The sequence below is a fragment of the Brevibacillus fluminis genome (assembly GCF_003710825.1).
In the GTDB taxonomy this organism is placed as follows: domain Bacteria; phylum Bacillota; class Bacilli; order Brevibacillales; family Brevibacillaceae; genus Brevibacillus_D; species Brevibacillus_D fluminis.
The window spans coordinates 58919-84675 of sequence record NZ_RHHQ01000024.1 but is presented as its reverse complement, the minus strand read 5'-3'; the positions used below and the strand labels follow the sequence as shown (position 1 = coordinate 84675).

The following is a 25757-nucleotide window of genomic DNA, read 5'->3' as shown; positions in this document are numbered from 1 at the left end:
CTAACTTTTTGGGGTCACTTCAAAAACGGAAGCGTTTTGTTATAGGCACTCTTTTACGAAAGCACAGCGCCATACTTCTGCTTGAACTGCGCCAGCGAAAATCCTTCGAACAGCTTGAGAAATGCGGCCGTTTCGTTGTAATACTGGCGTCCTTCTTTGGTGTCGGGGTTCTGCTCCAAAAACAAAATCGCGGCAATGCGATTGACCGGAACACCTTCCTGCTCCTGGTCATAAATTCCTTGCTCGGCCAGCGCTTTGCCGAAATAACGGCAATAGGTGACCGTCAGGCTTTTCGTCGCTTCCCCCGCCTGATAGGTGGCGATGGAGCGATCGAACGTGTCGGACGGCGAGCCGCCTTTGCCGGCAGGAACTTGTTCGCCTGTTACGGACAGAATGTTCATCGTTAAGCTCCCCTTCAAAACGATTTATTTCGCGTTCAAAAAGGAGGATAAACATAGCCGAGAAGTTCAAGGCGCGGCAGCCCCGAGCAGCGGAACGTAGGTAAGTCTACGTGAGCAGCGGAGGGGCAACGCAACGCAGAAATTCGACAGCTAGGTTTACCGGACTTTTTGAACTTCCTCTATAAGGATTCAAGCACTTCGGTCAACAACTGGTTAACCATCGGCGGGTTGGCTTTCCCTTTTGTCTGTTTCATCACTTGGCCGACCAGGAAGCCGATCGACTGCTTCTTGCCTGCCTTGTAGTCTTCAACCGATTGCGGGTTGGCAGCGATTACGTCGCTTACGATGCGCTTCAGCTCGCCTTCATCGCTGATTTGCACCAAGCCTTGCTCTTCGACGATCTTGGCTGGCTCTTTGCCGGTCTCGACCATTTCCTTGAACACGGTTTTGGCGATCTTCGTGGAGATCGTGCCTTTTTCAATCAGGTTGATCATTTCGCCCAAGCCATGCGGCGTGATTTTGACGTCTTTCAGCTCCAGGTTGTTGGCGTTCAGGTAGCCGAACAGATCGCCCATCAGCCAGTTGGCCACGCTCTTCGGATCGGCGCCGGTTTTGGTCGCCGCATCGTAGAAATCAGCGGAATCCTTGGTCAGCGTGATGACATACGCATCGTCGCCGGACAGACCGAAATCTTTCATGTAGCGCTCGCGGCGTGCATCCGGCAGCTCCGGAATCGTCGCGCGAACCGCTTCAATCCATTCTTCGGAAATCTGCATTCTGACCAGATCCGGGTCTGGGAAGTAGCGATAGTCGTGCGCTTCCTCTTTGGAACGCATGGAAATCGTCTTCTTGCCCGCTTCATCCCAGCGTCTGGTTTCCTGCGTGATTTTGCCGCCTGCGGAAACGACCTCGATTTGGCGCTCCACTTCGAATTCCAGCCCCACTTGTACGTTGCGGAAGCTGTTCATGTTTTTCAACTCGGTTTTGGTACCCAATTCTTCTTGGCCATACGGTCGAATTGAAACGTTGGCGTCACAGCGCAGCGAGCCTTGCTCCATGCGCACATCGGAAACCTCGGTGTATTGGATAATCGCTTTGAGCTTTTCCAAATACGCTTTCGCTTCTTCTGGCGAGCGCAGGTCCGGCTCGGAGACGATCTCCACCAGCGGTACGCCGACACGGTTGAAGTCAACCAGCGAGCCTCCGCCGAAATCGGTGTGCGTCAACTTGCCCGCATCTTCCTCCAAATGCAGACGGGTGATCCCGATGCGTTTGGTCTCGCCGTTCACCTCGATGTCGATCCAGCCGTTCAGGCCGATCGGCTGATCGAATTGGGAGATTTGGTACGCTTTCGGCGAATCCGGGTAAAAATAGTTTTTGCGGTCAAACTTGGTTTCGCGGGAAATTTCGCAATTCAGCGCAAGAGCTGCCTTCATCGCGAATTCTACCGCCTGCTTGTTGGTCACCGGCAATACGCCTGGATGGCCCAAGCAGATCGGGCATGTATGGGTATTCGGCGGCGCTCCGAATTCGGTTTTGCAGCCGCAGAAAATTTTACTGTTGGTCGAAAGCTCGGCATGGACCTCCAAGCCGATGACGGTTTCGTACTTACTCATCTCGCTTACCCCCTCACCAATTCCGGCTTGCGCAAATGATGGCTCGTGGCCTGTTCATAAGCATGCGCAACGCGCAAAATGGTTGCTTCATCAAACGTTTTACCGACGATTTGCAGACCGATCGGCATTCCATTTGAAGCCAGTCCGCACGGCACGCTGATCGCCGGCAGGCCTGCGAGGTTGACGGGAACGGTACAAATGTCTTCGAGATACATTTTGACTGGATCATCGACTTTGTCCCCGATTTTGAACGCGGTCGTCGGCGTGGTCGGGTGCAAAATGACGTCAAATTGGTTGAACACTTCTTTGAAGTCGTTGATGATCAGCGTGCGCACTTGCTGCGCTTTTTTGTAGTATGCATCATAGTAGCCGGACGACAGCGCGTACGTACCGAGCATGATGCGGCGTTTTACTTCCGGTCCGAAGCCTTGGCTGCGGGACTCCTTGTACAGCTCGATCAGGTTTTCCGCATTGTCTGCTCTTACGCCGTAGCGCACGCCGTCAAAGCGCGCGAGGTTGGACGACGCCTCGGAAGAAGACAGGAGGTAATATGCAGGCACCGCGTACTCGGTATGCGGCATTGACACTTCCGCCCAAGTAGCACCCATGCTCTCCAGCTGCTTCAATGCCGCCAGCACCGCTTCGCGCACCTCCGGATCGATACCTTCGCCGATCAGCTCTTTCGGTACGCCGATGCGTAGTCCTTTTACATCGCCGGTCAAAGCGGACAGGTAGTCAGGCACGTCCACATTAGCGGAAGTCGAGTCGAATGGATCGTGACCCGCGATCGCTTGCAGTACATATGCGGAATCCTCGACGTTTTTGGTGATCGGCCCGATTTGGTCAAGTGAGGACGCGAATGCGACCAGACCGAAGCGGGAGACGCGACCGTACGTTGGCTTCAAGCCAACAACGCCGCAAAATGCAGCCGGCTGGCGGATCGATCCACCTGTATCAGAGCCCAGTGTAAAGAAGAACTGACGCGCAGCCATCGCTGCCGCAGAACCACCGCTGGAGCCACCTGGGACATAATCGGTGTTCCACGGGTTTTTCGCCGGATAGAAGCCGGAGTTTTCGTTGGAGCCGCCCATGGCGAATTCGTCCATGTTCAGCTTGGACACGATCACAGCATCAGCCGCTTTCAGCTTTTTGCTGACCGTCCCATCATAAATTGGATCATAGTTCGCCAAAAATTTGCTCGCACATGTGGTGCGCAGACCTTCCGTGACGATATTGTCCTTCACGCCCGCTGGCAAACCAAACAAAAGCCCCAGCTCCTCGCCCGGGTTTGCCAGGCGCTCGTCCAGCGCTTTCGCCTGCTTGCGCGCATATTCCTCATCGACGGAAATCGTCGCTTTGATCTCGCCATCCGTTTCGCTGATCTGCTTCAACGACGCTTCCACCAGATCGCTTACGGAGATGGTTTTGCTCCGCAGATCGCTATGTATTTCTGACAATCGCTTATCAAACAAAGACACGCTCATATCCTCCTTCCTTATTCAAACACAGCCGGCACTTTAAATTGGCCTTCATCTTGCTCTGGCGCATTTTTAAGCGCCGTCTCCGGTGAAACGGAAGGACGGTTCACATCTTCACGCATCACATTTTTCACATCGGTCGCATGGCTGGTTGCCTCTACGTTGGATGTGTCCAGTTCGTTCAATTTTGCTGCAAAATCCAAAATGGCGTTCAAATCTTTCGTGTAACGCTCCGCCTCTTCCTCTGTCAGCTGCAGGCGCGCCAGATTGGCTACATGCTCCACTTGCTCACGCGTAATCGCGCTCATTTTTCTCCACCTCCGAAACTTGCCACATATCTTTGATGATACCTGAATCTCTTCTTACTCGTCAATTTGACCCAGCTGCTGCCCCATCTGCAGGACGCTGCCTTCGCGTAGGCCGGGAACCCAGTCCATACGCCCTTTTTCAAACAGCAAAATGACCGTGGAGCCGAACTCGAACCAGCCCAGCTCCTGCCCTTTGTCGAGGCTCGGGTGTCCGGCGATTTGTTCATTGTGAACGCGCCCATGCTTCACATTGGTCGTCGCTCGATTATATGTTACTTTAACGCTTCCCACAAACAGAGCGCCTACCTTGACGACAGCTACACAGCCAGCTTCCTCGCTTTTCACGAACGTGATCAGACGTTCATTGCGGGCAAACAGGCAGTCCACTTGCTGCACCCCGATGTCATTGACCGGATACAGCCTTCCTGGCAAATACGTATATTGCTCAAGCGTGCCGTCCACCGGCATATGGATGCGGTGATAGTCGCGCGGACTCAAATAGATCGTGATGAACTTGCCGCCATAAAAACGGCTCGCCAGCTCCTCATGATCGCCCAAGAGCTCGGCAACACTATACTCCTTACCCTTGGCTTGTATCAAAGTCCCGTGCATGATGTCGCCAAGCTGCGACACTTTGCCATCCACCGGACTGACAATCGCTCCCGGGGCTGTCGCGATCGGACGAGCCGATGGCTTGAGCCGGCGAGCAAAAAATTCCTTCAACGTCCGGTACTCGCCAACCGGCTTTTCCACTACGTCAAGATCGATCTTGTAATGATGGACATAGCGACGGATCGCCACTCGGCTAAAGCGGGAAGCAGTGATTTTGCCCATCGTCCTCGACATCGCGTTTTGAGGCAGGCGATGAATGATCTTTCCAATCAAACCTTTACGCATTTTGTAACTCCTTATCGTAGAACTCCGGGTTGATTTCCAGTGTACACATATCCCTTACTCTATCACTATCCACGAAACGGAGCAATTCAGACATGCAAAAAACAGTTATAGATAGCGACTTTATAAAAACAAAAACAGGCATACCGATGTGAGGGAAAACAAGAAGCTGACCACATACAGCACAACGACCGTTTGACGCGTCGTCAGCCCTTTTGACAGCAAACGGTGGTGAACGTGGCGGCGGTCTGCCTTGTAGACGGGCAGGCCCGCTCGCAGCCTGCTGACCATCACCTGCAGCGTATCGACGACGGGCAGCCCAAGCGCCAGCACCGTCACAGTGAGCGAGACCAGCGTCGCTCCTTTCATCGCACCTTCCAGGCCAAGCAGGGCAAGCGTATAGCCGAGAAAAGCCGAGCCCGCATCACCCATGAACAGCTGTGCCGGATGAAAATTAAAGCGCAAAAACGCCAGCGTCGCCCCTACCAAAATTGCTGCCATCAACGCCGTCTGGCTTTGTCCGGTCAGCCAGGCGATGAAAAACAGCGTGGTCGCCGAGATCGTCGTCACCCCTCCGGCCAAACCATCCGCTCCGTCGAGGAAATTCATCATATTGGTCAATCCCAAAATCCACAGGACCGTCGCGATAAATGACAGCCACAGCGGAAACAGCACCATCTGCCCTTCATCCCCGCCCAACCAGCCCGTGCTAATGCCGCGAAAGCGGATATCCAAGGCGAAAGCGATTATTGTGGCAAGTCCTTGCACGATAAGCCGAGGCGAAACCGGAAATTCGCGGCGCTGCGCCTTGAACCAGTCATCCACGGCTCCTACTCCGACAAGCAAAACCCCGCCGCTAATGACCGCCACTACAAGCGAGTCCCACTCCGCATACATCATTGATACAATCAGCACGCCGCCAAACATCGCGATGCCGCCCGAAAGTGGCATGGGCTTGGCATGCGCCTTACGCCCAATGGGCAAATCGATCAACCTCAATTTCCACGCGAACCGCACGGAAAGCGGAATCAGAAGATACACGAGGAAAAATGCAGACAAACACACGACGAGGTACGTAATGAGAACCGTAACCTTCCACCTGCCTTTTACACCTGCTTTTTTCCTTAGTGTGGGTGAAAAGAAAAGAAGCCATCCCCCGCTTGCGCGGAAAAGATGGCTTCGGCTTGAAAAAATGTGGCTTACAGCAATTCGGAAACAGATTTCGCTTGCGTGAACAGCAAGAGGTAGTCTGGTCCACCTGCTTTGGAATCCGTACCGGACATGTTGAAGCCGCCGAACGGATGCACGCCAACCAGTGCGCCTGTGCACTTACGGTTGAAGTAGAGGTTACCAACATGGAACTCGGAGCGTGCTTTTTCCAAGTGAGCGCGGTTGCGGCTGTATACGGAGCCAGTCAAACCGTACTCGGTGTTGTTGCCGATTTCCAATGCATGATCGAAATCTCTTGCTTTGGTGAAACCAACAACTGGTCCAAAGATTTCTTCTTGCATCAGGCGCGCATCAGGAGCAAGGTCAGCGATAACGGTTGGCTTGATGAAGTATCCGCCTTCTGGACCTTTCTCGCCGCCAGCCATCAGCTTGCCTTCTTGTTTGCCGATCTCGATATATTCCAGGATTTTGTTGTATGCTTTGTCGTCAACAACAGGACCTGTGTAGAATTCAGTGTTAACCACATCACCGACAGTCAGAGCTTTGGTCAGTTCGGTTACGCGGTTCAGCACTTGGTCGTAAACGTCTTGATGCACGATTGCACGGGAGCAAGCGGAGCATTTTTGACCGGAGAAACCGAATGCGGAAGCCACGATCGCTTGGGAAGCCGCTTCCAGATCACAGTCGTTGTCAACGATGATGGAGTCTTTACCGCCCATTTCAGCTACGAGGCGCTTAATCCATTTTTGGCCTTTGCGAGGTTTCGCAGCCAGTTCGTTGATGCGCAGACCTACGTCGCGGGAACCGGTGAAGCTGATGAAGCGAGTCAACGGATGCTCAACCAGATAATCCCCGATTTCTCCGCCGCTTCCTGGAACAAAGTTCACTACGCCAGCTGGTACGCCTGCGTCTTCCAGGATTTCCATGAATTTCGCTGCGATTACCGGAGTAGTGGAAGCTGGCTTCATAACTACTGTGTTACCAGAAACCAATGCCGCAGTCGTCATACCAACCATGATCGCCAGAGGGAAGTTCCAAGGTGGGATCACGATGCCTACGCCCAATGGGATGTAGTACAATTCGTTGTCTTCGCCTGGGATGCGAGTCAATGGGTGGCGTTGTGCCAATTTGTCCATTTGATGCGCATAGTACTCCATGAAGTCGATTGCTTCTGCTGTGTCAGCATCAGCTTCTGGCCAGCTTTTACCTGCTTCTTTTACGAGCCAAGCAGAGAACTCATGCTTGCGGCGGCGCAGGATTGCAGCAGCTTTGAACAGGTAGCGGGAACGAGCTTGTGGCTCTACTTTTCTCCAGCTGTCAAAAGTCTCATATGCGACCTGGATTGCTTTTTCAGCAAGCGCTTGGTCTGCTTGGGAAACAACACCTACGATTTGCGTAGTGTTGGATGGGTTGATGGATTTAGATTTTTTGTCGGTTTTGATGCGCTCGCCACCGATGATCAGGTCGTACTCGCGACCCATTTCGCTTTCCACTTTGTCTAACGCTTTTTGGAACGCTTCTTTATTCTCAGGCAGTCGAAAATTGGTAAACGGTTCGTTTTTGAACTCAAGTTGCACTTGTTGTTCGCCTCCTCAATTCTTTCGTAATGCACGCTTGCCTAAATACTAATGCAAGGATCATACCAACTATTTCGCAGCCATAGTGTATGCTATTGTGCCCGATTCAAAACCAAGGAAGACTGTATTTACAAGTGACACTTTTGTATAAGCGTGTGCAAAATTTAAGCACATGTGTGCAAAATAATTTTGCTTTACTTGCGGTAAATGTGCATATAGGGTTTGCCCTCCGCCGGGCGAACATAGATGGCCAGCGGCTGGTTCATCGACTGCACATACAAGTTCACATGAACATTTTTATCAAACAATTGATCGATCAAGCCGCCGGCATATTGAGTGAATTGGAGCACGACCGTACGGGAATCGTACTCGGCAGTCGCCGTGATCGTCAGTTCGTTCAATTCACCGCCACTGAACCGGCCAAGTCCGGTCAGACCGATGTATTCGCCAATATAAGACTGAATGCTTTTGCGCAGTTTGTCGTACTGCAGCGACACTTGTGGCTGCGCCTTTTCGGCGGCATCGCTCGGGAACAGGTAATACTCCTCGTTGATCGGCACCCATTTGGACACCGAGCTATCCGTCGCCCCGACTGTGCCCGACATGATGAAATGACCAGGAACCAGCGATGAGTTTTTCTCCGGCACTTGGAACAAGGCCACCACCATCGGAATGTTGGGGTTATTGGCTCTCACCTTGGGCAAAATCTGCGCGGCCAGCTGCTGGCCTTTTGTCCGCAGCTCCTCGCTGCTGTAGGACTTCTCGGCACCGGATGTGTCCTGATAGAGCGGAGACAACGAGATGCCGAGCACAATGCCCGCGAGCTTGCGTGAGTCCTTTTCCAAATAGTCGTGCTCCAAAATATGCACCAACGTACGCGGCCCTTTTTCAGGATTCAGTGCTTCCGGATTTTGTTTTTTACGTGAGATCCAAGCATTTACCTGCTCGCGCTTTAACTGCTGCCCTTCCTGAAACAAGTATTTGTCAGGTGCAAACGTTTCGCGGGCGATCTCGGTCAACCCCAGCTCCAGATGGCTGAAATCGATCCGATACCCATAGTTCGCCAGCATGCCGCGCGTCTGATTGGGCTGGAAAGGCGCGACGCTCGCATAATAATCCTCTGACGCCGCCACGATCGGCGAAATGGATGGCTGCGCCGGTTGTGGCGTATCTTTTGTTTTCCCTGGCAAAAAAGAGCAAGCCGTACCAGTCAGCGTCAAAAGTAATACGGCACCTAATGCCGCGGCCTGCTTCCATGCAGCATGCATGATGCAAAACTCCTTTTTTTCCATACTTGGCGTTGAGCAACAAAACGCGTTTATCTAGCCTATTGTTTTCGGTCCGTCGTCAATTTCGTCTTCAAGCTGTATTCACAGCCGAATGCCTTCACGAATTTTTGCTGCAGCTCACCAGCTTCCTTCAATTCCAGGCGGATATCCGGGTCTACGCTGTACACGACGATCTTAACCTTACCTTCCTTCTGCTCACAGCTCACGTCCTGAATATGGCTGGACAGCGAGCGGTCCATCGCCCGCGCCATCATCAAAAAAACGCTTAGCTTGGCAATCACGTCTTCATCCTCAGGACGAAGCAGCTGCTGATAGGGCAAAGACATTTCCCGCATTTTCTTTTTGCTCCGGTGGGCGGCAACCAATGCCACCATCAACCGTTCCCGATGTGTAAGTCCGACGATTTTGGTATGTAGCAGCACATAATACGTATGCTTCTGCCATTCGTAAAAGCTGACCGCAACGCCGACATTGTGCAGTTGCGCCGCGATTCTGAGAAGGAGTCGCTCCCGCTCTCCGAGGCTATGGATAGCCGCCAGCTCATCGTACAGCCGGACGCTGAGATGCGCCACGTGCTTCGCATGCTCGATCTGTACGCCGTAATAGCGCATCGTGTTTTGCACGTCCAGCTCCAGTGGATTGCCGAATGCTTCTGATCCATGCACCTGGTAGTAATGCTCGAAAAACAGCCCCTCGCGCAAACCGTTTCCGCTGATGATCAATTCGGGTGCACCGCTCACTTCCATAAGCGTCTGAATGATCAAGCCGCCAGCCACGATAATGTCCGCTCTGTCTTTGGACAACCCCGGCAGCGCCTGCAGCTCTTTTACGGAAAGCTGAGTGATGAACGCCATCGTCTCGTCCACCTGCGCTTTTGTCATCACATATTGATGGGCGCTTTCAAGCGGGTATTGAATCAATTCGCGGTGGATACGGGCAATGTTGCGCACGGTTCCACCCAAGCCGATCAACGGAACGCCCGTCTTGCCGCCTATCCATTCATTGGACGAAATCGCCCCGTATAAATAGTGACGTATATCTGCGAGCAAAAGTTTCCCTTCTCCTGTAGGAGCCGGGTCGCGGAACTGTTCAGTAAGCGTCAATGCCCCGAATGGCATGCTGACGGAGTTCGCCAATTCCCGCTCCGCAAAATAGGTGACCTCGCTGCTGCCTCCGCCGATATCCAGCGTGAAGCCCGTAGGTTGTGTCAGCCCATTGATGACGCCGAGAAAGCCGTAATATCCTTCTTCATGGCCGCTCAGCACGCGAAACGTAAGCTGCGTCTCCTGTTTTACACGTTCGAGGTACTCAGCTTGATTTTTCGCTTGCCGGACAGCAGCAGTTGCCACCGGAATAATGGTCTCCACTTGTCGCGAACGGCAAATTTTCATGAAACGGGCCAGAGCAGATAACGCCCGCTCCATTGCCGCAGGTTTAATCGTCTGCTCTAGCCCCATATTTTCGCTCAGTCTTACAGTCTCTTTCGTATCGTCAATCAAATGGTACGTAAGCTCGTTCATTTGAAAGATAACCATGCGGATCGTATTGGACCCCATGTCTATAACCGCTACTTTTTGATTTACTCCCATTTTTTCCACCCCTCTTGCTGCAAAACATAGAGAAGTGCCGATTCGCCTACTCCAATCAAGGAGTTTTTATCGGAGCCAGCGGCGATCACAACCAGTCTTTCCGGGGCATTGGCAGACATCAGTTTCCATGCGCCGTTCCGTTTCTGGAAGATGCCTTGGGAAGTTGACGCATACAGGTCACCTTTCGTGTTGTCAGCTGCTACCGAGTACACCTGCGAAGCACCAGGCAAATCCTCCTTCACCCAGTTCATCCCGTCATTCACCAGCACGCCATCCTGCGTCACAACGTACAGATGTCCATCCGCTGCGTTGTATTCCATTGAATTGACGGGCTGCTCAAGCGCCATGTACTTTTTCCAGTGCAAGCCGCCATCCACCGTACGGAAGACGCCTTCCGTCGCAACGAGTGCATAAATCACGCGCTGATTCCCTTCCATCGCTTCGACTACGCTGCGGATATCAGGAGAAGGAGGGAGGCCATCGCCGACCTGCTCCCAGCTTTTCCCGCCATCTGTCGACCGGAACGAGACACTCTCGCCAGCGACAAAAACTTCGTTTGGATTATTGGCGTTGACAACCCATCCGGCAATATCTTCTCCACCCAAATCAGGCGAAAGCAGTGCCCATGTTTTGTTCTGTGCCGAGACATACAGGCCACGGTGCGTTCCCACCCAAACTTGGCCAGCTTGTCCCGGCATGCCGACAGCATGAACCAACTCGCCGTTTTGGAGGACATCCTGATAGGTCAGGTCCCCTTGAATATGTGCTGCCACTACCGGTAGCTGCTGATTTTTTCGTGGTTGCACCGTCGCTTGACCGTCATCTTGACAGCCGGTAACGAACCATGTCGCCAAAAGGATCCCGATGCCCAAGGCTTTCATCGCACACTTCATGGTTTTCACATCCTAATTAGTTGGCCGCTACAAATCACTCATTTTTTGGAAGCATTGCCAAAAATGTTTGTTCATCTATGATAGGTATGCCCAGATCTCTCGCTTTTTCCAACTTCGAGCCGGCTTTTTCCCCGGCGATCACCATGTCCGTCTTTTTGCTCACGCTACCTGTCGCCTTCCCGCCCAAAAGCGTAATCTTCTCTTCCGCTTCCGGACGCGACATCGCGACCAATGTGCCGGTGATTACGACCGTTTTTCCTTGGAACGGAGAATCAGCGGCGGCTTCCATTGCCCGCACGCCTGTATACTCCGTATTGACACCAGCTGCCTTCAGCCGTTCGATCAGGTGATGCACCTGTGGCATAGCACAATACGTCAAGATGCTTGCCGCCATTTTGGGCCCGATCTCGTCGATTGCCACCAGCTCATCTTCCGTTGCAGTCATCAGAGCGTCAATTTGGCCAAAATGCTCGGCGAGCTGACGCGCCGCTTTCGCTCCGACGTGCCGGATGCCCAGGCCGAACAGCAGACGCTCCAACGAGTTGCGCTTGCTCGCCTCGATTGCCGCAAGCAGGTTATCGACCGATTTCTCGCCCATTCGCTCGCGGGAAAGCAGCTCGTCGCGGCGCTCGTGCAGGTAATATAGATCAGCCACGCTTTTCAAAAGACCGTCGTGGAACAGCTGCCCGACCAGCTTTTCGCCAAGGCCGTCGATGTTCATCGCCAGTCGCGACACAAAATGGATCATCCCTTCGCGAATGAGGGCCGGACATTCCGGATTAATGCAGCGCAGCGCCACTTCCTCATCCAGGCGGACCAGCTCACTTCCGCATTCCGGACAGTGAGTCGGCATGTTAAACGGAACCTCGCTGCCTGTTCTGCGTTCTGGCAGCACCGCGACGATTTCCGGAATGATGTCGCCCGCTTTTTTGACGACGACATGGTCGCCTAAAAGCAAGCCTTTTCCGCGAATGATGTCCTCGTTGTGCAGCGATGCGCGCTTGACTGTCGTCCCTGCAAGGCTGACCGGCTTCAGCAGAGCAGTCGGCGTGACGGCTCCTGTCCGGCCCACCGTTACCTCGATGTCTTCGAGGATCGTCACCGCTTCCTCGGCTGGGAACTTGTACGCGATCGCCCAGCGCGGGCTTTTAGCGGTAAAGCCCAGCTCCTGCTGTTGTCCGTAGCTGTCTACCTTGATCACCATTCCGTCGATTTCATACGGCAATGTCGGCCGCTTTTCCGTCCAGCCGTTGATAAACGTAATGACATCCTCGATATCGTCAAAAACGCGAAGCTCCTGGTTCACCTTGAAGCCGAGCGACTCCAGCAGCTGAAGACCCTCGCTGTGCGCTTGCGGCGGCTGCACATCACCTTGCAGATCGCTTAACCCATAGATGAAAATATCGAGCGCCCGCGATGCCGTGATTTTGGAGTCAAGCTGGCGCAAGCTGCCTGCCGCAGAGTTGCGTGGGTTGGCAAATAGCGGCTCGCCTTGCTCCTCACGCTCTTTGTTCAGCTTTTCAAAGGAGCGTTTCGACATGAATGCCTCGCCGCGCGCCTCCAGCGTCAACGGCTGTGACAAGCGGAGCGGGATGGTTTTGATCGTCTTCAAGTTTTGCGTAATATCCTCGCCGATCGTTCCGTCGCCGCGCGTCGCGCCTCTTACGAACATGCCGTTTTCATAGTGGAGCGAGACCGCCAAGCCGTCGATTTTCAGCTCGCACACATAACGGACGGTATCGTTTCCGACGATTTGCCGCACGCGCCGATCAAAATCGCGCAGATCAGTATCATTGAAAGCATTCCCGAGGCTGAGCATCGGTGTTTTATGCTCCACTTTTTCAAAGAAAGGCAACGGCTCCGCGCCGACGCGCTGCGTGGGCGAATCCGAGGTGAGCAGATCGGGATGCTCCGTTTCCAATGCTTGCAGCTCGCGCATGAGCTGGTCGTACTCGGCATCCGAAATCTCCGGTTTGTCCTCCGTATGATAAAGTCGATTATGTCGTTCAATCTCTTCCCGTAATTGCTGAATGCGTGCCTGGGCGGCTGTTCGATCCATGTATAAATCCCTCCACCAAAAATGGGGTTATGCTTTTTCAATCGGCGCAAAATTGGCCAACAGCTTTTTGATTCCGACCGGGCTCGGGAAGGCAATGTCCAGCTCGATATCGTCGCCTTTCCCTTTCACGCTGACTACCGTTCCGATGCCCCATTTACCGTGCTTCACTTTTTCGCCCACTTTCCAGTCAATTCCTGCTGCTTTGCCGTGGTGCGTAAGTTTTGCCGGCGAAATGATGCTGCTGGATGCCGGCTTCTGCCCGAATGCGGCTGTCGTGCGCGGCTGCAGCGGCTTGACGCCAAAGCGGCTTTCCCCACTTTGCGGACGTGCTGTCGCGCCAAAGCCGGTACGGCCGAAGCCGCCAGAACGCTCCTGCTGTTCCCGTCCTTCTAGCGCCTCTGACGGAATCTCGTCGATGAAGCGCGATGTCGCATTGTAGCTGGTCCGTCCAAACAACGTGCGCATCCGCGCGCACGTCAAATAAAGACGCTCTTCCGCGCGAGTGATCCCCACATATGCGAGCCTGCGTTCCTCCTCCAGCTCACTGTCATCGAACAACGCGCGGCTGTGCGGGAATACGCCTTCTTCCATCCCGACCAGAAAGACGACCGGAAACTCCAGCCCCTTCGCACTGTGCAGCGTCATCAAGACTACCTGGCCTTCGGCTGGGGCATCGTCTTGCTGGCCGTCGTCGCCAAGCGTATCGATGTCGGCAACCAGCGCCAAGTCTGTCAAAAATGCGATCAAGCTTCTATCTTCACTCTTTTTCTCGAATTCCTGGGTAACGGATAAAAACTCCTCGATATTCTCCAGGCGTGCCGCCGCTTCCAGCGATTTGTCCTCGCGCAGCGTTTGGCGGTAGCCCGACTTTTCCAGCACCTCTTCAACCAGCTCGGTCACAGACAGGAAGTCGGTCATCTGCGTAAAGCCATTGACCAGATCGCTAAAGGACAGGATCGCATTGGTCGTGCGCGCTGGCAGCCCCATGTAGCCTGCGTCCTGAATCGCGCGGAACATGGATACGCCTTGGCGGGAAGCGAACTCGCGGATTTTGTCCACGGTTGTATCCCCGATGTTACGCTTCGGCACGTTGATGATCCGCTCGAGGCTGATGTCATCATCCGGATTGGAAATGAGACGCAGATAGGCGAGGACGTCTTTGATCTCTTTGCGATCGTAGAACTTCGTGCCGCCCACGATGGTATACGGGATGTTCGACTTGATGAACACTTCCTCCACCACACGGGACTGGGCATTCGTCCGATACAGCACGGCGAATCGGTCAAAGCTTTTGTATTTGGACAAGTGCTGACGGATTGTATCGACGATGAAATACGCTTCCTCGTGCTCGGAGCCGCCTTCGTAAAAATGGATTTTCTCCCCATCCTCGTTTTCCGTCCAAAGATTCTTGTCTTTGCGCGCCACGTTTTTTTCGATCACCCTGTTAGCCGCCTGCAAAATCGTCTTTGTTGAACGGTAGTTTTGTTCCAGTTTGATCAATTTCGCATTCGGATAATCCTTTTCAAAGTTCAGGATGATCGAAATATCGGCACCACGCCATTTATAAATACTCTGGTCCGCATCGCCCACGCAGCAAATGTTTTGATAGCCGCTGGCCAACAGCTTGATCAGCTGGTATTGCGCACGGTTCGTATCCTGATACTCGTCGACGTGGACGTACTGGAACTTCTTCTGGTAAAACTCAAGTACCTCCGGCTCCTCTTTGAACAGCCGGACGGTCGTCATGATCAAATCGTCAAAGTCGAGCGATTGGTTGTTTTTCAGCTTTTTCTGGTACAGCTCAAATACGCGTGCCACTGTGCGCTGGAATGGGTCCCCGGCCGTTTGTGCGTACGCGGCTGCGTCAATCAGTTCGTTTTTCGCCGTGCTGATCGCGCCTAGCACATTGCGCGGCTCATACTGCTTCGGATCGAGATTCAGCTCCTTCAAGCATTGCTTGATTACGGTCAGCTGGTCTCCTGCATCCAAAATCGTAAAGCTGCGGTTGATCCCCATCCGATCGATATCGCGGCGCAAAATACGGACGCACAGCGAGTGGAAGGTCGAGATCCAGATGTCCTCAGCACCGCTGCCGACCAGACTGGCCACACGGTTTTTCATCTCGCGGGCCGCTTTGTTGGTAAATGTAATGGCTAGGATGCTCCACGGCGCCCGTCTGTGCACCCCGATCAAATAAGCGATGCGCTGGGTTAGCACGCGCGTCTTACCGCTCCCTGCGCCAGCCATGATCAGCACGGGCCCTTCAGTTGTTGCGACAGCTTCCCGCTGCTGCGGATTGAGACCAGAGAGGAATTTATCTTGAAACGACATCGACATTCGTTTGCCACCTTTCACTTATTACAAACCGAATAAAAGCATATGTTCTTATTTTGGCATAAGTCAGCCGCTGCCGCCACTTTTTTGCTGCATCTGTGACGGAGAAAACCGGAGCAGATTTTTCATTCACAAACGCTCCCGATATTGCCCCACCCATTCCAGCGCCGACTGCCTAAACGCCTTAACGGCAGGCGCCGCATCATCGAGTACTGGGACGGCGAGACCGATGCTTCTTGCCGCCTCCATAGCTAGCGGAACCGCCACTACCCGGTCCAGGGACGTAGGCAGTGTCAGCCGCGGCACGATCGACAGCCCGAGTCCTTCTTTGACCATCGCCAAAATGGTTGGATTGTCAGCAACCTCGAAACGGATTTGTGGGGTTGCACCTGCTCGCTGGAACGATTCCAGCACCAGCTTTTCACAGCCAGCGAGTGGCAATATGAACGGTTCGGCGGCGATTTCTTCATGCGTTACAACATTCTTGCCGACCAACGAGTGATCGTGGGGCAATACCGCCACCAACGGATCCTCAATCAATGCGATGCTATCAAAGCCCGGTGTCGGCAGTGTGACAAAAGCGGCATCGACCTCACCGACATGCAGCCACTGCACAATTTGCCCGTACGTGCCTTCGCAAAAAACGAGCTCGATCTGCGGAAACTGCTCCTGAAACGAGCGGATGATGCCTGGTAAAAGCTTGGCGGAGGCGCTTGGAAAACTCCCGATGCGAATCGTCCCGATCGACATGCCGATCGTATCGGCGGCGATCTGCCTGATTTGCTCGGCCCGGTTGACCATTTCCCTGACGTGGGCCAAAATTCGCTCCCCCGCTTGCGTTAGCTTGATGCCGTGCCGGTTTCGCACGAGCAGCTGGATACCGAGCTCTGTCTCCAGGCCTGAGATAGTGTGGCTCACGCCCGATTGGCTCAGGTTGAGCCGCTCTCCCGCCTTGGTGAACGTTCCAGTTTCCACGACAGCCAAAAACACCTGCGCTTGCATCAACGTCATAATGGTATCACGCTCCTTGCATGAAAATCACTCATTCATCCCATGAGGAACATTCATTTGTCTGATGGTAGTACCATCATTATACTGAAAGCAAGATAGAGCGAAAAGGAGCGAATGACAAATGAAAGAAATTGACATTTATTTAATTGACGCGTTTACTTCGCAATCGTTCGGCGGGAATGCAGCTGGGGTTGTGCCCCATGCGGAAGGGCTATCCGATGAGCAAATGCAGCGAATTGCCCGCGAGCTGAACCAATCGGAAACGGCTTTCTTGTTCCCCAGTGAAAAAGCAGGAGCGGACTTTCGCGTACGTTTCTTTACGCCAACGGTCGAAATTGATTTTTGCGGGCACGCTACGGTAGGCTCTGCATGGCTGCTGGCTACCCGCCTCGGCTGGGCCGACCGAGCTGAAAAAGTTGTGTTCGATACGAATATCGGGCTGGTGCCGATTGCCTGGGAAAAGGAGAACGGCGAGCTAACCCGTGTCACCATGACCCAAGCGGCTCCAAAGGTAAAACCACTGGAATATCCGCTGCCTGAGCTGGCCCGCTTGCTCGGAATCCGCACTGACGATGTTGATGAGCGCTATCCGATCCGCATCGCCAGCACCGCCAACTGGCATTTGCTTGTGCCCGTCAAAACGCAGGCAGCCATCGATGCCGCCGCTCCCCTGTTGGCTGAACTGGGTAAAATGAATGAAGAAATCGGCGTTGTGACGACGCATTTGTTCACGTTTGCCACAAACCGCCCCGGCTATGATCTATATACGCGCGATTTTTGCCCGGCGATCGGGATACCGGAAGATCCGGTGACAGGCTCCGCAAACGGTGCGCTTTCCGGTTACCTAGCGCTCGAAGGCTTGGTTCCTGCGGATGCTCTCACTCGCCTGGTGATCGGCCAGGGCGATGCGGTCGGCCGCCCCGGCACGCTGCATGCGATGATTGAGCCTGCTGCACCGTTGCCGCTCATCAAAATTTCAGGGGCAGCCGTCATTACGGTCGCTGGACGCTTGGCATACTGATTTCCAATCGCATTGCAAAAAGGCGACGCCGGAGAAAATCGCTTTTCTCGGACGTCGCCTTCTTTTTGCAATACGATTAAGGCCGGTTGACCTCTTTCACCGCTTGCACGGTCATAAGCGCCGCTTCCACATCATCGTAAACGATATTGCCTACAACCACGACATCGGCAATCGCCGCCATCTCCCGCGCTTGTTCGACACCGGTGATGCCGCCGCCGTAAAACAGCGTTCCACCCTCGTAGCCGGACTTGCACGCGCGAACGATCTCAGGATCGCCATACATGCCGCTGTATTCCACGTAAAAAATCGGCGTTTTGCAAATATGCGCAGCCACCCGTGCATACGCTTTGGCTTCTTCCTTGCCTGTCACGGGACGAGCCTTGGTCAGCTTGGCTGCAGCCGCATCAGGGTTAAGGATCAAGTACCCTTCCGCGAAAATCTCCTCCCAATGGATGTAAGAGCCATAGGCGGTCAGACCAGCCACATGGGGAGCGATTAGCCAATCCGGATCGCCCGCATTCAGGACTAACGGCAGAAAATACGCATCAAAGCCCGGCACGACCGCTTCCAGATTGGACACTTCCAAAACAGTGGGAACCGCATAGCGGCGAATCCGCGCCATCAGCTCCAACGTATTGTCATACGTAATCCCCAGCGTCCCGCCGACAATGATCCCATCTGTACCGGAATCGCATATCGCTTCCAGCGCATCGTCATCGATCGGCTTATCCGGGTCCAATTTGAATACATGTCGCCAATTATGAAAATCGATCACAGCAAGCCTCCTAGTTTACCTTCCAATTCGCTCCAGGGCAAGCTGATAGCCATCGTTTCCGTAATTCAGGCAGCGCTTTACACGGGAGATGGTAGCTGTACTCGCGCCGGTTTCCGCTTCGATCTGATTGTACGTGAACCCTTTACGCAGCATCCGGGCTACTTCCAACCGCTGTGCAAGCGATTGCATTTCATTAATAGTGCAGAGATCGTCAAAAAACTGATAGCACTCTTCCATGGTCTCAAGCGACAAAACCGCTTCGAAAAGCTGCTCGATTCCCTTCCCCTTCAGTTTCTCCAATTGCATACACTCACCTCATCTATATGGTGAAAAATAAGCTCTTTAAATCTTTACAATTTTAAAGCCCTACAGTCACTTTATTTATCTTAGGTCAAAAACGAGACCAATTCAAGCGAATCTTAGGCTTTGGTACCCACTTATTATAAAAAAATTTTTATTGGAAAGAAAGTTCTTTCGCAAGCCCCGGTTTGTCAGGTAGAATGTTCACCCATGTATTTCCAGGTAGCAGCGGCAGTTCCTTTTGGTCGGTTACGGAATATGCCCGGATCACGCCGTTCACACGTTTCCAGATTACCGGTTGTACCTTTCCTTGCTGAAACAGGTACCCATCTCCCGGACCGTTGATATCTACCTCGCGACGTCCCTCGCTGTCCAAAATTTTGTGGCGGGCAGCGATCACCAGCAGATTGGTCACAGACAGCTGTTGTTTGGTGACGAGATCGGTATGAGGCTTTCCAGCCGTGAAGCGCAAATATTTTTTGCTCTCCGGATCATACGTGTAGCTGGCTTTGTTCAGCGAATGATAGGTTACCTGGATCGTCTCTGCCTTTGCGCCATCCGTAATCACAGTATCGGCCGGTAGAAACGGCAGAAACGGCAATTCTGATCGGTCGCGCATCCCTTTGTCAGCGATCGCTTTATCGATACGGTCGAGATCGGTGTACAGATTGTGCGGCATTTTGCGGAATTTTTCCCGCCAAAAGTATTTTCCGTTGGAGATTTCGTTAACGGAATTGTAAGTGGTGGAGTGAGCTAATGTCTCCAGCGCCTCGGGGCTGCCTCCTGCGTGGATCATGACCGCATCAAAGCCCGCACCCAATTGGATGAAATAAGGGCGGATGCTGCGGACAGGTCCGATCACCTTTGGCTTTTGGCTTTGATAAATCGCGACGAAGCGCGTCATCTCGCCCTCTGCCAGCAATTCGTAAACGATGTCCGCCTTGTCCAGTCCCGACTGCGGGCGAGCTGGGGGAGCGTTGTTGACCATCACCATGATCGGACGATGATCCACGGGTTCGTTGGTGCCCATGCCAGTCAAAGGAGCGGTATACGAATAAGTAGGCTGTTCGGGGGAAGGCTGCTGCGTCACCGGCTGAGGAGTTGGCGTGGGTGCGGGCGGTTCAGTTTGGGCAGGCGGAACCGTTGTTTCTTGTGCACATGCGGTTAAGAGAATCAACATCATGATTGAGAGGGCGGTTCGGTTCAAGCGCTTGCTCATATCTGACCACTTCCTTCTTTGGCGTTTTTACTCTGGGCATGTTCGTGCCGTTTTGTTTTCTCTACGAATGTTTGGGAATCCTTCCCTTTTTGCAGCCAATCTCTATCCTTTAAACTTTCCTAGACGAAAAAAAAGAATCCCCATACAAGGAACTACTCTGCAACGGCGGGCTTTCACAAGTTTTACACAGTCCTCCTATATCGCTCCCATACATCCATTTTTGCGCTATGCTACAATATAAAAAGAAATCCTGATAGGGAGGGAACAGACCCTATGTCTTCACCTTACGTAATCTATTTGGTCGATGATGAAACGAATCTTTTACAGTTATTAAACTCGTACCTGCTGAATGCCGGTTTCCAGGTCAAGACCTTCCAATCCGGCTCTGAGGTGCTTGCCATTTTGGATAAAGAGCAACCGCATCTCTGGATTCTCGATATCATGCTGCCGGATATCGACGGCTATGAGCTGCTCCGTTTGATCCGCAAACAATCGAATGTACCGATCATCTTCATTTCCGCTCGCGATCAAGATATGGATAAAGTGCTTGGTTTGGAGCTGGGCAGCGACGATTACTTGGCCAAACCGTTTTTGCCGCGCGAGCTCGTCATCCGCGTCCAGAAGCTGCTCCAGCGTACTTATGAAAAAGCAGCGGTTCCAACGGTCGCGTCGCCTCAGCAGCAATACCAGGACTGGTTGGCGGTCGGGCCTTACTTGATCTCTGAAAAAGGGCGGCTGATCAAAGAAAACGAAACGCCGATTGATTTGACGACGAAAGAGTTCGACCTGATCTCCTTCTTTTTGCGCAATCCGAACCAAGCGCTCCACCGCGAGCAAATATTGACCGCCATCTGGGGAGACGATTACATCGGGTCTGACCGTGCCGTCGATGATCTGGTCAAGCGGATTCGCCGGAAGCTGCCGGAATTCCCATTGGAGACCGTCTACGGATTCGGGTACAGGATGACCAATCTATGAAGCTCTTGCGCTTGAAAAACTGGCCGCTCTCCCGCCAAATCCTCATTCTGTTCATGCTGCTGACCATCTTGCTGGGAAGCAGCGTGGGCGTTCTGTATCCGATGGCGATCAAACAGTATTTGGTCAGCAATACGTTTTCGCTGCTGGAAGACGAGTTCAATGAACTATCGAGCCACATCTCGTTTACCGAGCATAATGAATTGCTACCTTTCCCTGCTTCCGCCCCACTCTTCTTGCAATTGCTTTTGTCCAAGTACGAATACTCCTTTGACGTGCTCGTATACGGGCCGAACGGAGAGCTCTTGGGGCAGCGAAGCACCGAACAGGTGCCGCAAAGCGATCTGGTACAGCTGTATCATATGGCCGCCACCTACAAAAAAGATGAACTGCAGCGCGGGACACTCGACCGCAGCCATGAAACGTATCTGTTCGTTAGCAAGCAGCTCAATTACCACTCGTTCCCCTACTACCTTGTGCTGTTTTCCAAAGAGCGCGATTTAAATAACATCAACGCCGTGCTGACCCAGCAGTTTTTCATCGTTTTCGCGATCATTTTGGTGATGAGCTGGCTCCTTGCCATGTGGTTCAGCCGCTATTTGAGTGCGCCGATCCGCAGGCTGGATGAGTCGTGCCAAAAAATCGCCCTGCGCCAATTCGACGTGCCCCTTAAGGTCGACCGGCAGGATGAAATCGGCCAGCTCGCCCGCTCTTTTGACAAAATGAAAAATCAGCTGAAGGAATACGACGAGTCGCAGCGCCACTTCATCCAGAACATCTCGCATGAGCTAAAGACACCGATCATGGCGATTCAAGGCTATACGCAAGGACTTGCAGAAGGCGTCTTTCAAGGTGAGCAAGCCGACCACGGGCTCGCAATCATCATGGAGGAAAGCAAACGTCTAGAAAAAGTCGTGGAACAGCTCCTCTATTTGACGAAAATCGAATCGGTAGCGCAGATGACCCAGTTCAAACGCGTCGATTTGGTCGAGCTGTTCACGTTGATCCATCAGCGCCTGTCCGTCCTGAACCCGGCAATAGAGTGGGACGTGCATCTTCCTCATTCGTTGTACTGTTACGGAGATGGCGAGCAGCTCAGCACCGCATTCGTCAACATTTTGGAAAACCAGCTTCGCTATGCCAAATCGAAGCTCAGCATCCGCAGCTCCTCGTTTTCAGATAGGTTGGAGTTGATATTGTCTAATGACGGGCCGCCGATTGAGGAAAATTTGCTTCCGCAGCTGTTCCAGCGCTTCCGCAAAGGCAAATCCGGTAAGCATGGGCTGGGGCTGGCAATCGCACGCGCTGTCATCGAGTCGCATGGCGGTAGCATTCGTGTGGATAATGGCGAAGAAGGAGTGTATTTTACGGTGATTTTGCCGACGGAGGCTGAGGGGGTAGCATCTTAAATACTTGCTGCGGTGGTTGTTCGGGGATTCGGGCGAAAAAGTGGGGCTGCCGCGGGTGGCTTGGCCTGCGAAGAAGTATGAAAGACCGGCTCAGGCACAAAAATGGAACCGCGCCCCAAAGCCACACGCTGCGCGGCGGGTGTATCTCAAGGACGCTCATGTGGCGCGAAAGATGTTCCATTTTTGTACCTGAGCCTCTGCTGGCCAAGCCAAAGCTTTCGCCTCACTTTTTTGCCCGAATCCCTTTGCTGCTCAGTAAATATTTTAAGACAGAAGAAAAAGCACCTAAATTGCAGGTGCTTTTTTCATTGCGGATTCGTCACGCAAGACGGCATGTTCAATTCTTAGCGCTACATCCGTCAGCGCAGCGGCTTCTTCCGGCTTTAGCCTCACGAAATAATGGATCGGCGGAATCAAGGTCCAAATGAAGCAGCCGGGAATGGCGATAAGTGTGAGGGTGACTTCATTCCCATTTTGGGTCAGCTCCACCTTTTCCATGTCGACACTGGCGAGAAGCTGAGTGATGTCCCGGTGCTCATTGAGTCTGCTAACCTGGCGGCTTGCCTGATCATCTGCTCTCTTCCATTGTTTTTTGCCCGGATTCCAGCTGAGTCGGTACGTTTCATCAGCTGTATCCGGCAGCGCAAACATGTATGTGATCTCCGGTTTATACACCCTGCTGATCCATTTTTTCGCCCGCGTATAGCGGATTCCCCAACGGCTGCCGGTTTGATCGCCGGATTGGTAGGCCAGCCGGTCTTGCTGGGTAAGCGGAAAAGAAAACTGGCGGACAAGCAGCGAAAGCGCGTGGGCAGCTCGTTTCTCAACATTTTCGTGAATGTTCATCGGCTGCCTTACTTGCCGCTCACTTTGAGCTCTTCATCCGTCTCCAAGTCGATCTCGCCACGGATATGCTCGATCGGCAACGGGGTGAAGAGCGGCAGTTTTTTAAATTTGAGCCAGAAGAACGCATACAGCACAATTACTAGCAGACACGCGCCCGAGATGCTATAGATTTTGATCTTCATGTCCGTTTCCGGATGGATGGTGATGATCGCGTACAGTGTACCCAAAATCCCGAGGATTTGCGGCAGCGGATACAGGGGCGTCTTGAACGGACGCGGCATGTTCGGATATTTTTTGCGCAAAATGATCACGTTCGCCTGAGCGATTAAGTATGACAGCAGCCATGTCACGCAAGAGGAGAGAATCAGCGTCGCAATCAGATCCATGCTGATGCTGAGCAAAAACGGGATGCACAGTAAGAGGAAAACCGCAATGATCCCAACCCATGGTGTGCGGAAACGCGGATGGATGTACGCAAAAACTTTCGGCAGCATCCCTTCGCGCGCCAGACCATACAGCATCCGTGGTACTGCTGCCAGATGCGAGCTGATGGAGCTTGAGCTGGCCAGAATGGTGATGATGATGATAAAGATCATACCTGGTTTGCCAAACATCGCGAGTCCACCGTCAACCTGCGGCGTAGCTGATGTCGTCAGCTGATCAAGCGGAACGAATTGCGTCAATGCTTGTCCAAATAGCATATCGGCGATAAAAATCGTCACAAGGCCCCAAATCATCGCCCGCGGAATCGTCTTCGACGGATTTTTGACCTCTTCCGCCATCGGGCAAATGTACTCAATCCCGATGTACAGCCAAATCCCCAAAGCAAGCGACTGGAACACAGTTCCCCAGCCTGCCGGATTGAACGCCGCGGAATGCGGTTCCGCAACGGTGCCGATCCCCAGCAAAGCGAACAGCCCCATCAAACCGGTCGACGCCATCATGGTGACGGTCAAAAGCACTTGCACCGAACCGAACACATCAACGCCGATCAAGTTGACGATCAGGAAAAAGACGAGAAGGATAATAGCGACTGTCGTGCTGTCCACGGCCGGTGATAGCATTTCGGCAGCGAGTCCTGCCGTAATCGATTCCATTGCCCCGGCTGCCGATACCAGTACGATATAGCCCCCGAGCACGGCAACGATCGCCATGAACCGCCCCATTGCGGCAAGCGTATAGTCCCCGATCATGCCCGCTCCCGGGAGAATCGAGCTAAGCTCTGCATACGAAAAAGAAACCAGGATACTGATCAGCATCGCCAAAAATGCCGGAATGATAAATGCTGGACCCGTCAAGCCCATGCTGTAGCCAAGCGATACCATTGTGGTGCCTGCTACGACGAGTCCCGTCGCCGTAGCATATGATGTCCAAAAACCTAATGTTCGTTTCAGTGTAGCCATACGTGTTCACCTCTCGTTGGAAAGTTATTCTGTGGCATACGCTTCTTCCAAAATGTGCAAATAATCGTTGACTGTCATCTCTTTTGCATTGTTTGGATCGGAAATATTGTTTTTTGAGTTTTGCGCCAATACCGCAAAGTCGGCGGGGTTGACGCCTTTCACATGGCGGAATTTCGGAATGTTGACCTTTTCGCTGAACGCAAACAGGATCTCCACAGCTGCCTGCGCCGCCGCTTCATGCGACAGGCTGCGGTCCGCGCCGAGCGCATAGCCGATTTCCGCATGCCGCTGCACATTTGCTGCGATGTTGTGCTTGAACACGTATGGCAAGAAGATCGCGTTGGCGACTCCGTGCGGTGTGTCGTACATGCCGCCGATCGCCTCGGAAATGCAGTGAACGCTTCCAATGTCTGAGTTGCCAAAAGCCGCTCCGGCGATCAGGCTGCCGATCAGCATGCTTTCACGCGCTTGCTCGTTTACCGTGCCATGCACTGCCTCGAGCAAGTTTTCGCTAATCAGCTTGATCGCATGCAGCGCAAGCGCGTCACTGATCGGGTTAGCCACCCTCGCCGTATACGCTTCAATCGCATGTGTCAATGCATCCATCCCTGTGCTTGAAGCGATCGACGCCGGCAAAGTGGCGGTCAAATCTGCGTCCAGCAGCGCCAGCTTCGGTCCGATTTGGTAATCGAGGATACTCATTTTGTACTTGCGCTTCGTGTCGGTGATGACGGAGAAGAAGGTCACCTCGCTGCCGGTACCAGCTGTCGTCGGAATGCAGACGATCGGCACAGGCTCGGCTTTCACCGTAAAAGCGCCTTCATAATCGTTCACAGAGCCGCCGTTCGTGTGCAAAATGCTGACCGCCTTGGCCGTATCGATGACGCTGCCGCCCCCGATGGCGAGAATCCCGTCGATGCGCTTTCCTTTCACCTGTTCCGCGATCTGGTCACAGTCGGTATCGCGCGGATTCGGCTTCACATCGCTGTACTCATCGTGTGTGATGCCACTTTTCTCCAGGCTGGCATAAATGTCTGTAAGCAAGCCGGCGTTTTTGATCCCGTTGTCGGTGATCACCAGCACATGCGCCATCGCCTGCTCGCGCAAATGCGTACCCGTATCGAACCGGATCCCTTTTTTCATGACAATTTTGGTCGGTAACAAAAATTCAAAATTCATCAGTCTCGTCT

General features: G+C 53.2%; 22 protein-coding genes. 3 read left to right on the top strand and 19 right to left on the bottom strand.

Features of this window, described 5'->3' with window-relative positions:
* Nucleotides 1-53: 53 nt before the first annotated feature.
* The 13 genes from EDM56_RS27075 to EDM56_RS27015 form a co-directional block, all read right to left on the bottom strand.
* Nucleotides 54-401: a hypothetical protein gene (locus EDM56_RS27075; RefSeq protein ID WP_122921055.1), complete on the bottom strand. Its 348-nt coding sequence runs from the start codon at nucleotides 399-401 to the stop codon at nucleotides 54-56.
* A 179-nt stretch (nucleotides 402-580) separates the two neighbouring features.
* Nucleotides 581-2017: an Asp-tRNA(Asn)/Glu-tRNA(Gln) amidotransferase subunit GatB gene (gatB, locus tag EDM56_RS27070; RefSeq protein WP_122921054.1), complete on the bottom strand. Its 1437-nt coding sequence runs from the start codon at nucleotides 2015-2017 to the stop codon at nucleotides 581-583.
* A gap of 5 nt (nucleotides 2018-2022) precedes the next feature.
* Entirely contained in the window at nucleotides 2023-3495 is a 1473-nt protein-coding gene (gene gatA / locus EDM56_RS27065; protein ID WP_122921053.1) for an Asp-tRNA(Asn)/Glu-tRNA(Gln) amidotransferase subunit GatA, read from the bottom strand.
* Between the two features lie 17 nt (nucleotides 3496-3512).
* Nucleotides 3513-3803 carry an Asp-tRNA(Asn)/Glu-tRNA(Gln) amidotransferase subunit GatC gene (gatC, locus tag EDM56_RS27060; protein WP_122921052.1) on the bottom strand — a complete coding sequence of 97 codons (291 nt, stop codon included), beginning with the start codon at nucleotides 3801-3803 and terminating at the stop codon, nucleotides 3513-3515.
* 54 nt (nucleotides 3804-3857) lie between these two features.
* Entirely contained in the window at nucleotides 3858-4700 is an 843-nt protein-coding gene (gene asd, locus EDM56_RS27055) for an archaetidylserine decarboxylase (RefSeq protein ID WP_122921051.1), read from the bottom strand.
* Nucleotides 4701-4820: 120 nt separating this feature from the next.
* Nucleotides 4821-5681: an MraY family glycosyltransferase gene (locus EDM56_RS27050; protein WP_246009556.1), complete on the bottom strand. Its 861-nt coding sequence runs from the start codon at nucleotides 5679-5681 to the stop codon at nucleotides 4821-4823.
* 215 nt (nucleotides 5682-5896) lie between these two features.
* Nucleotides 5897-7444, bottom strand: coding sequence for an L-glutamate gamma-semialdehyde dehydrogenase (gene pruA, locus EDM56_RS27045; RefSeq protein WP_122921050.1), 1548 nt, complete (start codon nucleotides 7442-7444; stop codon nucleotides 5897-5899).
* Between the two features lie 194 nt (nucleotides 7445-7638).
* The gene (locus tag EDM56_RS27040) at nucleotides 7639-8712 is read right to left on the bottom strand and encodes a CamS family sex pheromone protein (RefSeq protein ID WP_122921049.1); all 1074 of its coding nucleotides are present in this window, start codon (nucleotides 8710-8712) and stop codon (nucleotides 7639-7641) included.
* A gap of 59 nt (nucleotides 8713-8771) precedes the next feature.
* The gene (locus EDM56_RS27035) at nucleotides 8772-10322 is read right to left on the bottom strand and encodes a Ppx/GppA phosphatase family protein (protein WP_122921048.1); all 1551 of its coding nucleotides are present in this window, start codon (nucleotides 10320-10322) and stop codon (nucleotides 8772-8774) included.
* Nucleotides 10313-11215: a WD40/YVTN/BNR-like repeat-containing protein gene (locus EDM56_RS27030; protein WP_122921047.1), complete on the bottom strand. Its 903-nt coding sequence runs from the start codon at nucleotides 11213-11215 to the stop codon at nucleotides 10313-10315. Before EDM56_RS27030 ends, EDM56_RS27035 begins: the two co-directional genes overlap by 10 nt.
* A gap of 34 nt (nucleotides 11216-11249) precedes the next feature.
* Nucleotides 11250-13274, bottom strand: coding sequence for an NAD-dependent DNA ligase LigA (gene ligA, locus EDM56_RS27025; RefSeq protein ID WP_122921046.1), 2025 nt, complete (start codon nucleotides 13272-13274; stop codon nucleotides 11250-11252).
* 27 nt (nucleotides 13275-13301) lie between these two features.
* Nucleotides 13302-15605, bottom strand: a complete 2304-nt coding sequence (gene pcrA, locus EDM56_RS27020; RefSeq protein WP_122921063.1) for a DNA helicase PcrA — start codon at nucleotides 15603-15605, stop codon at nucleotides 13302-13304.
* Nucleotides 15606-15737: 132 nt separating this feature from the next.
* The gene (locus EDM56_RS27015; RefSeq protein WP_122921045.1) at nucleotides 15738-16619 is read right to left on the bottom strand and encodes a LysR family transcriptional regulator; all 882 of its coding nucleotides are present in this window, start codon (nucleotides 16617-16619) and stop codon (nucleotides 15738-15740) included.
* Between the two features lie 121 nt (nucleotides 16620-16740).
* Between EDM56_RS27015 and EDM56_RS27010 the strand changes: the two genes are divergently transcribed.
* Nucleotides 16741-17640, top strand: coding sequence for a PhzF family phenazine biosynthesis protein (locus EDM56_RS27010; protein WP_122921044.1), 900 nt, complete (start codon nucleotides 16741-16743; stop codon nucleotides 17638-17640).
* A 76-nt stretch (nucleotides 17641-17716) separates the two neighbouring features.
* Here EDM56_RS27010 and pcrB read toward each other — a convergent pair whose 3' ends face one another.
* The 3 genes from pcrB to EDM56_RS26995 all read right to left on the bottom strand — a co-directional run bounded on the left by pcrB (nucleotide 17717) and on the right by EDM56_RS26995 (nucleotide 19934).
* The gene (gene pcrB, locus EDM56_RS27005) at nucleotides 17717-18415 is read right to left on the bottom strand and encodes a heptaprenylglyceryl phosphate synthase (RefSeq protein ID WP_122921043.1); all 699 of its coding nucleotides are present in this window, start codon (nucleotides 18413-18415) and stop codon (nucleotides 17717-17719) included.
* A 15-nt stretch (nucleotides 18416-18430) separates the two neighbouring features.
* Nucleotides 18431-18721 (bottom strand): YerC/YecD family TrpR-related protein, encoded by a 291-nt coding sequence (locus EDM56_RS27000; protein WP_122921042.1) that lies wholly within the window; start codon nucleotides 18719-18721, stop codon nucleotides 18431-18433.
* A 148-nt stretch (nucleotides 18722-18869) separates the two neighbouring features.
* Complete coding sequence (locus EDM56_RS26995; RefSeq protein ID WP_246009555.1) at nucleotides 18870-19934, bottom strand: DUF3048 domain-containing protein; 1065 nt, start codon at nucleotides 19932-19934, stop codon at nucleotides 18870-18872.
* 273 nt (nucleotides 19935-20207) lie between these two features.
* Between EDM56_RS26995 and EDM56_RS26990 the strand changes: the two genes are divergently transcribed.
* Together EDM56_RS26990 and EDM56_RS26985 are read left to right on the top strand one after the other, a co-directional pair.
* Nucleotides 20208-20912 carry a response regulator transcription factor gene (locus tag EDM56_RS26990; protein ID WP_122921041.1) on the top strand — a complete coding sequence of 235 codons (705 nt, stop codon included), beginning with the start codon at nucleotides 20208-20210 and terminating at the stop codon, nucleotides 20910-20912.
* The gene (locus EDM56_RS26985; RefSeq protein WP_122921040.1) at nucleotides 20909-22318 is read left to right on the top strand and encodes a sensor histidine kinase; all 1410 of its coding nucleotides are present in this window, start codon (nucleotides 20909-20911) and stop codon (nucleotides 22316-22318) included. Before EDM56_RS26990 ends, EDM56_RS26985 begins: the two co-directional genes overlap by 4 nt.
* Nucleotides 22319-22603: 285 nt before the next feature.
* Here EDM56_RS26985 and EDM56_RS26975 read toward each other — a convergent pair whose 3' ends face one another.
* From EDM56_RS26975 to EDM56_RS26965, 3 genes are read right to left on the bottom strand one after another with little or no spacing between them, the layout of a single operon-like run.
* A complete protein-coding gene (locus EDM56_RS26975) occupies nucleotides 22604-23164 on the bottom strand; it encodes a DUF3156 family protein (RefSeq protein ID WP_122921038.1) in 561 nt (186 codons plus the stop codon).
* An 8-nt stretch (nucleotides 23165-23172) separates the two neighbouring features.
* The gene (locus EDM56_RS26970; RefSeq protein WP_122921037.1) at nucleotides 23173-24567 is read right to left on the bottom strand and encodes an APC family permease; all 1395 of its coding nucleotides are present in this window, start codon (nucleotides 24565-24567) and stop codon (nucleotides 23173-23175) included.
* Nucleotides 24568-24591: 24 nt separating this feature from the next.
* On the bottom strand, nucleotides 24592-25746 hold the full coding sequence (locus EDM56_RS26965) for an iron-containing alcohol dehydrogenase (protein WP_122921036.1): 1155 nt from the start codon (nucleotides 25744-25746) through the stop codon (nucleotides 24592-24594).
* Nucleotides 25747-25757 lie beyond the last annotated feature (11 nt).

What these genes read in the sequence shown, in the direction of transcription:
- pcrA (WP_122921063.1), bottom strand. Translation starts at nt 15,605, where the DNA reads ATGTCGTTTCAAGATAAATTCCTCTCTGGTCTCAATCCGCAGCAGCGG.
- asd (WP_122921051.1), bottom strand. Translation starts at nt 4,700, where the DNA reads ATGCGTAAAGGTTTGATTGGAAAGATCATTCATCGCCTGCCTCAAAAC.
- EDM56_RS27040 (WP_122921049.1), bottom strand. Translation starts at nt 8,712, where the DNA reads ATGCATGCTGCATGGAAGCAGGCCGCGGCATTAGGTGCCGTATTACTT.
- EDM56_RS26970 (WP_122921037.1), bottom strand. Translation starts at nt 24,567, where the DNA reads ATGGCTACACTGAAACGAACATTAGGTTTTTGGACATCATATGCTACG.
- EDM56_RS26965 (WP_122921036.1), bottom strand. Translation starts at nt 25,746, where the DNA reads ATGAATTTTGAATTTTTGTTACCGACCAAAATTGTCATGAAAAAAGGG.
- gatB (WP_122921054.1), bottom strand. Translation starts at nt 2,017, where the DNA reads ATGAGTAAGTACGAAACCGTCATCGGCTTGGAGGTCCATGCCGAGCTT.
- EDM56_RS26985 (WP_122921040.1), top strand. Translation starts at nt 20,909, where the DNA reads ATGAAGCTCTTGCGCTTGAAAAACTGGCCGCTCTCCCGCCAAATCCTC.
- EDM56_RS26975 (WP_122921038.1), bottom strand. Translation starts at nt 23,164, where the DNA reads ATGAACATTCACGAAAATGTTGAGAAACGAGCTGCCCACGCGCTTTCG.
- EDM56_RS27015 (WP_122921045.1), bottom strand. Translation starts at nt 16,619, where the DNA reads ATGACGTTGATGCAAGCGCAGGTGTTTTTGGCTGTCGTGGAAACTGGA.
- EDM56_RS27035 (WP_122921048.1), bottom strand. Translation starts at nt 10,322, where the DNA reads ATGGGAGTAAATCAAAAAGTAGCGGTTATAGACATGGGGTCCAATACG.
- EDM56_RS27000 (WP_122921042.1), bottom strand. Translation starts at nt 18,721, where the DNA reads ATGCAATTGGAGAAACTGAAGGGGAAGGGAATCGAGCAGCTTTTCGAA.
- EDM56_RS26995 (WP_246009555.1), bottom strand. Translation starts at nt 19,934, where the DNA reads ATGAGCAAGCGCTTGAACCGAACCGCCCTCTCAATCATGATGTTGATT.
- EDM56_RS27030 (WP_122921047.1), bottom strand. Translation starts at nt 11,215, where the DNA reads ATGAAGTGTGCGATGAAAGCCTTGGGCATCGGGATCCTTTTGGCGACA.
- EDM56_RS27010 (WP_122921044.1), top strand. Translation starts at nt 16,741, where the DNA reads ATGAAAGAAATTGACATTTATTTAATTGACGCGTTTACTTCGCAATCG.
- ligA (WP_122921046.1), bottom strand. Translation starts at nt 13,274, where the DNA reads ATGGATCGAACAGCCGCCCAGGCACGCATTCAGCAATTACGGGAAGAG.
- EDM56_RS26990 (WP_122921041.1), top strand. Translation starts at nt 20,208, where the DNA reads ATGTCTTCACCTTACGTAATCTATTTGGTCGATGATGAAACGAATCTT.
- EDM56_RS27075 (WP_122921055.1), bottom strand. Translation starts at nt 401, where the DNA reads ATGAACATTCTGTCCGTAACAGGCGAACAAGTTCCTGCCGGCAAAGGC.
- gatC (WP_122921052.1), bottom strand. Translation starts at nt 3,803, where the DNA reads ATGAGCGCGATTACGCGTGAGCAAGTGGAGCATGTAGCCAATCTGGCG.